The sequence below is a fragment of the Curtobacterium flaccumfaciens genome (assembly GCF_051548005.1).
Taxonomy (GTDB): Bacteria; Actinomycetota; Actinomycetes; order Actinomycetales; family Microbacteriaceae; genus Curtobacterium.
Genome location: NZ_JBPUGH010000187.1, coordinates 1 through 5839 on the forward strand (window position 1 = coordinate 1; position 5839 = coordinate 5839).

6 protein-coding genes are annotated in these 5839 nt (G+C 71.4%); 4 read left to right on the plus strand and 2 right to left on the minus strand.

All coding sequences use genetic code 11. The annotated features are described in order from the left end of the window. Positions 1–107 precede the first annotated feature (107 nt). Positions 108–1637 (plus strand): LCP family protein, encoded by a 1530-nt coding sequence (locus ACSW7Y_RS15745; protein ID WP_438127183.1) that lies wholly within the window; start codon positions 108–110, stop codon positions 1635–1637. A gap of 15 nt (positions 1638–1652) precedes the next feature. Here ACSW7Y_RS15745 and ACSW7Y_RS15750 read toward each other — a convergent pair whose 3' ends face one another. Next, positions 1653–2288, minus strand: a complete 636-nt coding sequence (locus ACSW7Y_RS15750) for a TetR/AcrR family transcriptional regulator (RefSeq protein ID WP_438127184.1) — start codon at positions 2286–2288, stop codon at positions 1653–1655. A gap of 50 nt (positions 2289–2338) precedes the next feature. On the opposite strand from ACSW7Y_RS15750, the gene ACSW7Y_RS15755 reads away from it, so the two are divergent. Then, complete coding sequence (locus ACSW7Y_RS15755) at positions 2339–2908, plus strand: sigma-70 family RNA polymerase sigma factor (protein WP_438127185.1); 570 nt, start codon at positions 2339–2341, stop codon at positions 2906–2908. 16 nt (positions 2909–2924) lie between these two features. Then, on the plus strand, positions 2925–3707 hold the full coding sequence (locus tag ACSW7Y_RS15760) for an endonuclease/exonuclease/phosphatase family protein (protein ID WP_438127186.1): 783 nt from the start codon (positions 2925–2927) through the stop codon (positions 3705–3707). Between the two features lie 3 nt (positions 3708–3710). Here the strand turns inward: ACSW7Y_RS15760 and ACSW7Y_RS15765 are convergent, their stop codons facing one another. After that, a complete protein-coding gene (locus tag ACSW7Y_RS15765; protein ID WP_438127187.1) occupies positions 3711–4550 on the minus strand; it encodes a hypothetical protein in 840 nt (279 codons plus the stop codon). Positions 4551–4743: 193 nt separating this feature from the next. On the opposite strand from ACSW7Y_RS15765, the gene ACSW7Y_RS15770 reads away from it, so the two are divergent. Further along, a complete protein-coding gene (locus ACSW7Y_RS15770; RefSeq protein WP_438127188.1) occupies positions 4744–5643 on the plus strand; it encodes an SDR family oxidoreductase in 900 nt (299 codons plus the stop codon). The last annotated feature ends 196 nt before the right edge of the window (positions 5644–5839 follow it).

Genomic DNA, 5839 nt, shown 5'->3' on the forward strand with positions numbered 1-5839 from the left:
GTGCGGGCCCGCACCGCGCCTCCCGTCCGTCTCGTGGTCACGACCGTCGGGAGCGACCTGCCAGGCGTTCCCATGGCAGGTCCGAACACTGCGGTTACCCTTTCCGGGTGAGCGATGCACCCGACGAGACGACCCGCCGCGCCCGTCGCGGCTCCGTGCCGCCCCGCCACGGGCGGCAGAAGCGCCGCCTGAGCGCCGTGTTCCCGGCGATCGCGGGTGTGCTCACCATGGCCGTCGCCCTCAGCGGCGCGTACGCGTTCTACTCGTACGACCAGCTCTCGAGCAGCGTCACGATCGTCAACGCGATCACCGGCAAGAAGGACACCAAGAACGACGTCGACGGGGAGGCGCAGAACATCCTGCTCGTCGGCGACGACCACCGGCCGGACAACGCGACCCCCGAACAGATGGCGGAGCTCAGCACCGAGGACGACGGCGGTGCGACCAACACGGACACGATGATCGTCCTCCACATCAACGCCGACGGGTCGCAGGCGACGATGATCTCCTTCCCCCGGGACTCGTACGTCGACATCCCCGGCGTCGGCAAGGGCAAGCTCAACAGCGCCTTCTACTTCGGCACGCTCAACGGCGGCGGCGACACCGGCGGGGCGAAGCTGCTCATCAAGACGATCGAGGGCCTCAGCGGACTCCAGATCGACCACTACGTCCGGGTCTCGCTGCTCGGCTTCTACCAGGTGGTCAAGGAACTCGGTCCGGTCGACGTCTGTCTCAACAACGCCGTCAACGACCCGTACTCCGGCGTGGACCTGCCCAAGGGGAAGTCCACGCTCGACGCCAAGCAGGCGCTGTCGTTCGTGCGCCAGCGGCACGGGCTGCCGAACGGCGACCTCGACCGCAACGTGCGCCAGCAGTACTTCCTCTCGCAGGAGGCCCGCAAGGTCACGTCCGCCGGCACGCTCCTCAACCCGGTGAAGATGGGCAACATCCTCAAGGCGGTCGGCGGGTCGATCCAGACCGACACCGACCTCCTCTCCCTGGCGTCCCAGATGCGCAACCTGCGGCCGGCGAACATCCAGTCGGCGACGATCCCGACGCTCGGCACGCCGACGATCTCCGTGAACGGATCCGCGCTGTCGATCGTCCAGGTGGACGAGGTCGGTCTGCCCGCCTTCGTCCAGGGCCTCGTCGGACAGCCTGAGGCCTACACCGCGGCCACGAGCGCACAGCCGGCGAGCACGACGGTCACCGTGCTGAACGGCAGCGGGGTCACCGGCGCCGCAGCGGCTGCGACGCAGAACCTCACCGCGCGCGGCTTCCAGGTCGGGGCCCCGGGGTCCTCGGAGACCACGAAGGCCACGCAGGTCCAGTACCCGGCGGGCATGGAGTCGCAGGCGAAGGCCGTCGCGGCCGTCACTCCGGGGGCCGTCGCCGTCCGCACGAACGACGTCACGGGGGTGACGCTCGTGCTCGGCTCCGACGGCAAGACCGTCTCCGTTCCGTCGCAGCCCGGGTCGTCTGCCTCGACGCCGGCCGCCGGTGGTCCGGGTTCGTCCGGTGGGTCGTCGTCGGGCGGCTCGTCGTCGAGTGGGTCGTCGGCGAAGCCGAGCAGCGAGCCCTCGCCGAAGTCGACCGATGTGCACAACTACGGCAAGGCGAACGTCTGCATCAACTGACGCAGGGCGGCGGTGTCACGACCGGACCGCATGCTGTCGGATCGCCGCGATCGCGGTGTCCAGGCCGACCACCAGCGGGCGCACGTCGCGGTGGACCTGCGCCAGCAGCAGGCCACCCTGCAGTGCCACCATCACCCCGGTTGCCAACTCCGCGGGATCAGCGTGCGGGCTGATGGTGCCGCGCTCCTGCATCGCAGTGATCCCCCGACGGAAGCCGTCCTCCCACCGGGTGAAGCCCGCTGCAACCAGCGTGCGAGCCGCGCTGTCACGCTCGGCGACCTCGATGCCGAGTGAGCCGAGCGGACAGCCGCCCACGCAACCTCCCGCTCGGGCGCCGTCCACCATGCGGTCCCGCCAGCGCGTCCAGGCCTCCCAGGTGGAGAGGTCGGCGTAGTCGTCGCCTTGGTGCGCCAGCACCGTGTCCGACTGCCGGTCGATGACGTCGTGGACGAGTGCGTTCTTGTCCTCGAAGTAGTGGTAGAGCTGCGACCGTCCGACACCGGCGGTCGCCCCGATGTCGTCGAGGGTCGTCCCGGCGACGCCGCGGGTCAGCATGAGCTCGGCCGCGGCGTCGACGATCCGGGACCTCGTCCGCAGCCCCTTGGCGGTGCGGCGGCGAACGGTACCGGTGCCGCTGACGGTGGAGGGCATGCTGCCGAGTGTACTTGAGAGTACATTTTGCAGCATGCAAAATACCGAATATGAACGACGAACTCCTCGCCAAGCGCTCGGAAGAGCGCGACCTCATGCTCGCCGTGGCGGCCGGTGACCGCCGGGCGTTCACGGCACTGCACCACCGCTTCCGTCCGCTCGTCGAGCGGTACGTGCGGCACCAGCTGAACGATCCGAGCCAGGCCGAGGAGGTCGTGCAGGACGTCTTCCTCGAGATCTGGCTGATCGCCGACCGCTACGACCCCCGGCACTCGGTGATCGCCTGGGTCCGGACGATCGCCCAGCGCCGTGCCATCGACCGCGTGCGGAAGAGCCGTGCGGACCGGGATCGCGACCTCCGCATCGGTGCTCGCGACCACGAGGTCGTCGACCACTCCGCCGCCGACCGGGCCGAGAGCGTCCTCGACCGCGCGGCGCTGCGGCGCGGCATCGCGGAACTCCCCCCGAGGCAGCGCGAGGCCGTCGTCCTCCGACACCTCGTGGGGTTGTCCGGTCCGGAGCTCGCCACCGACCTCGGCGTCCCGGTCGGGACCGCCAAGACCCGAGCGCGCGACGGCGTCATCGCGCTGCGGCGGGTCATGGTCCCGGAGTCAGCGTGATCGGTAGGTTCGACGGGTGAGCAGCGCCGAGCGTCCGATCACCCTGATGACCTACAACGTCAAGAACCCCGACCCCGCACACGACTGGCCCGCACGGCTGCCGGTCCTGCTGGAGATCGTGCGTCGCCACGATCCCGACGTGCTGTGCGTCCAGGAGGCGTTCGACCACCAGATGGACGACCTCCGGGCTGGGCTGCCGGACCACCGCGACGTCGGTCAGGGGCGCGAGGGCGGCACCGCGGGAGAGCACGCCGCGGTGTTCTTCCGACGCGATCGGCTCCGTCCCGTGGAGCACGGCTCGTTCTGGCTGTCGGACACCCCCGACGAGCCAGCGTCCAACACGTGGGGCAGCGTCTTCCCCCGGATCGTGAACCACGCGCGGTTCGTGGACGTCGACGGCGAGGCGTTCACACTCGTCACGACCCACCTCGACCACGAGGAGGGGCCGCACGGCGACGAGGTCCGGGCGAAGAGCGCCGCGCTGATCGTGGAGCGCACGGCCGCGGTCGACGGGCCGGTCGTCGTCGCGGGGGACTGCAACGAGCCCGCCGGCGTCGGTCGGGCGTCCGCGGTGTTCGTCGGGGCGGGGTTCACCGACGCATGGGAGGTCGCCGGAGACCCGGAGGACCGCACGGCGACCTTCAACGACTGGCAGCCCCCGGTGGCCTCCGGGGAGCGCATCGACTGGGTGTACACGCGGGGCGTGCAGGCCGTCGAGCGGGTCGTGATCGACCACGACGGGCCGGAGGCCTGGTTCGCGAGCGACCACTTCCCGGTCGTCGCGACGATCCGCGTGTGAGGGTCAGCAGCCGCTCGTCGCGTTGACCGGCATCGGCGAACCGAGCACGGTCACGGTGGTGTCGTCGGTCAGGGCGGAGACGCCGTTCCGTCCGGAGTCCTCGGACCCCGTGTCGCTCGACCCGCTGTCGTCGGCGTCGGCGTCGGTGCGGTCGGTGCGGTCGTCGCTCCCGGCCGGCGTGGCGCCTGCACGGCGGTCGTCACTCGACCGGGTGTCCGTGCTGCCGGTGTCCGTGCTCGGGTCGGTGTCGTCCCACCCGCGCTGCAGGAGCACCTGCCAGGCAGACGGGTCGTCCGAGTCGTGCGAGCCGAAGGACATGCGGTCGTCCGGTGCCGTCCGCTCGATGCGTCGACCGATGTCGTCGCCGACCTGGACGCCGTGCGGACCGGACAGCTCGACCATCGACCCCGTGCGGGACCGGACCTCGTCGCGGAGCACACGGATCTCGACGGCGTTGCCGAGCTCCGCCGGGGTGGTCAGTGCGGCGACGCGGATCGCTCCGCCCCACGTGTAGGTCGTGCCGGCCGGGAAGCACGCCCCGCCGTCACCCTCGGCGGTCTGGGTCCGCGACGGCGTGCCGAGGAGTCGGTTGAGCACGGTGACGGTCGTCCGCGCGTCGCGCATCGACACGTCGACCACCGTGCGGTCGTCGCGCTCGAAGACGAGCGACTCGGCGCGCAGCTCGATCGCGTCGACGCGCTTGAGCTTGCCGTTCGACACCGACGGCGTCGACGTCGACGTCTGCGTGGGCTCCGCCGCCCCGGCCGGTGCGCCGGCCGCGAGCGCGGTCGCCGAAGCGGCCAGCACGGCGACGCCGAGCGCGAGGGAGTGGCGGAAGGTCACCAGTCGACCGTACGGCTTCGCGCCTCGGTGGACGACGGGTGTTACCGAATCGGTTCCGGGCCGTCACCTCACCGTGACATTCGCCGACACCCGTCGGGCGGCCGGCGCGGCGGCGAGCATCCGCCAGCGTGAGCACGGTCGGGGGACAGCGGCCTGGGCGTCGAGGGTGCGGAGCGTGCGTACCGTACGGCCCATGACGGACCAGTACACGATGCAGGACCCGACCGCGATGTACGCGGACAAGAAGCCCGACGAGCAGTACCTCCCCGGCGCCGGCACCGACGAGGAGATGGCGCAGAACGTGCCGGCTGACCACGGCGAGGACACCTACCGCGGTTCCGGTCGCCTCGAGGGCCGCAAGGCGCTCGTCACCGGCGGGGACTCCGGCATCGGTGCCGCCGTCGCGATCGCCTACGCCCGCGAGGGTGCCGACGTCGCGATCTCCTACCTGCCCGAGGAGGAAGAGGACGCGCAGCGCATCATCGGACTCATCGAGGCTGCCGGGCGCACGGCCGTGGCGCTCCCCGGGGACATCACGTCCAAGGAGTGGTGCGAGGAACTCGTGGCGAAGGCGGTGGAGGGCCTCGGCGGGCTCGACATCGTCGTGAACAACGCCGGCAAGCAGCAGAACGTCGACTCGATCACGGACATCGAGGACGAGGAGTTCGACGAGACCTTCAAGACCAACGTCTACGCGACCTTCCGCATCACGAAGGCGGCCGTACCGCACCTCGCCCCCGGCTCGACGATCATCAACACCACGTCGATCCAGGCCTACGCGCCGTCCCCGCACCTCGTGCACTACGCGGCGACGAAGGCGACCGTGAACAACCTCGCGAAGGGCCTCGCCGCGCAGCTCGCGCCGAAGGGCATCCGCGTGAACGCCGTCGCGCCGGGTCCGATCTGGACCCCGCTGCAGCCGGCCGGCGGGCAGAAGCCCGAGGACCTCCCGAGCGCGGGGGAGCAGACCTACCTCGGCCGCTGGGGTCAGCCGGCCGAGCTCGCCCCGGCGTACGTGTTCCTCGCCAGCGGCGAGTCGTCGTACGTCGTGGGGGAGACGCTCCACGTCGACGGCGGGATGCCGACGCCGTAACGGCGACCGACACGACGGACGGGAGGCGCGGTGCCCGCGGGCACCGCGCCCCCCGTCCCGGCCCGGGGCGCGCCCGCAGGGCCCCGCCCGCCGCCTCCGCACCCAGGCTCTTATACACATAACCGCGCCCCCGAGACCAGCCGCGGGAGCGCGGGTGCGGGGGGGGGGGTGGAAAGGGGGGGGGGGGGGGGGGGGG